The sequence below is a fragment of the Prevotella sp. oral taxon 317 str. F0108 genome, from assembly GCF_000162415.1.
Classification (GTDB): domain Bacteria; phylum Bacteroidota; class Bacteroidia; order Bacteroidales; family Bacteroidaceae; genus Prevotella; species Prevotella conceptionensis.
On sequence record NZ_GG740085.1, the window covers coordinates 3366 to 4921 of the forward strand.

The 1556-nt window shown below is 57.5% G+C and carries 1 rRNA gene; it reads right to left on the reverse strand.

Features of this window, described 5'->3' with window-relative positions:
• Positions 1-11: 11 nt before the first annotated feature.
• Positions 12-1541 (reverse strand): 16S ribosomal RNA (locus HMPREF0670_RS14985).
• Positions 1542-1556 lie beyond the last annotated feature (15 nt).

A 1556-nucleotide genomic window follows, 5' to 3' on the forward strand; every position in this document is an offset into this window, starting at 1 on the left:
CGTCCCTCCAGAAAGGAGGTGTTCCAGCCGCACCTTCCGGTACGGCTACCTTGTTACGACTTAGCCCCAATCACCGGTTTCACCCTAGGCCGACCCTCGCGGTCACGGACTTCAGGCGCCCCCGGCTTTCATGGCTTGACGGGCGGTGTGTACAAGGCCCGGGAACGTATTCACCGCGCCATGGCTGATGCGCGATTACTAGCGAATCCAGCTTCGTGGGGTCGGGTTGCAGACCCCAGTCCGAACTGAGACGCACTTTAAGGATTGGATGGCATTCGCATGCCACCTACTCTCTGTATGCGCCATTGTAACACGTGTGTAGCCCCGGACGTAAGGGCCGTGCTGATTTGACGTCATCCCCACCTTCCTCACACCTTGCGGTGGCAGTATCTCCAGAGTGCCCGGCATAACCCGATGGCAACTGAAGACGGGGGTTGCGCTCGTTATGGCACTTAAGCCGACACCTCACGGCACGAGCTGACGACAACCATGCAGCACCTCCGCGGCAGCCCCGAAGGGCCTCATCCTCTCGGAATCGTTCCGCCGCAGTTCAAGCCCGGGTAAGGTTCCTCGCGTATCATCGAATTAAACCACATGTTCCTCCGCTTGTGCGGGCCCCCGTCAATTCCTTTGAGTTTCACCGTTGCCGGCGTACTCCCCAGGTGGGATGCTTAACGCTTTCGCTTGGTCACCGGCCTCAAAGGCCGACAACGAGCATCCATCGTTTACCGCGTGGACTACCAGGGTATCTAATCCTGTTCGATACCCACGCTTTCGAGCATCAGCGTCAGTTGCGCTACAGTAAGCTGCCTTCGCAATCGGAGTTCTTCGTGATATCTAAGCATTTCACCGCTACACCACGAATTCCGCCTACTTTCGGCGCACTCAAGCCCCCCAGTTCGCGCTGCAAGTCGGATGTTGAGCACCCGCATTTCACAACACGCTTAAGGGGCGGCCTACGCTCCCTTTAAACCCAATAAATCCGGATAACGCCCGGACCTTCCGTATTACCGCGGCTGCTGGCACGGAATTAGCCGGTCCTTATTCATGCGGTACCTGCAAAAAGCCCACACGTGGGCTCCTTTATCCCCGCATAAAAGCAGTTTACAACCCATAGGGCCGTCATCCTGCACGCTACTTGGCTGGTTCAGGCTTACGCCCATTGACCAATATTCCTCACTGCTGCCTCCCGTAGGAGTCTGGACCGTGTCTCAGTTCCAGTGTGGGGGACCTTCCTCTCAGAACCCCTACCGATCGTCGCCACGGTGGGCCGTTACCCCGCCGTCGAGCTAATCGGACGCATCCCCATCCCTCACCGCTAAGCCTTTCGTCCAAATCGGATGCCGTCAATGGACAACATACGGTATTAGTCCGACTTTCGCCGGGTTATCCCGTGGTGAAGGGCAGGTTGGATACGCGTTACTCACCCGTGCGCCGGTCGCCATCAGGGATTGCAAGCAACCCCCATGCTGCCCCGCGACTTGCATGTGTTAAGCCTGTAGCTAGCGTTCATCCTGAGCCAGGATCAAACTCTCCATTGTAAAATGTCTGCGCAT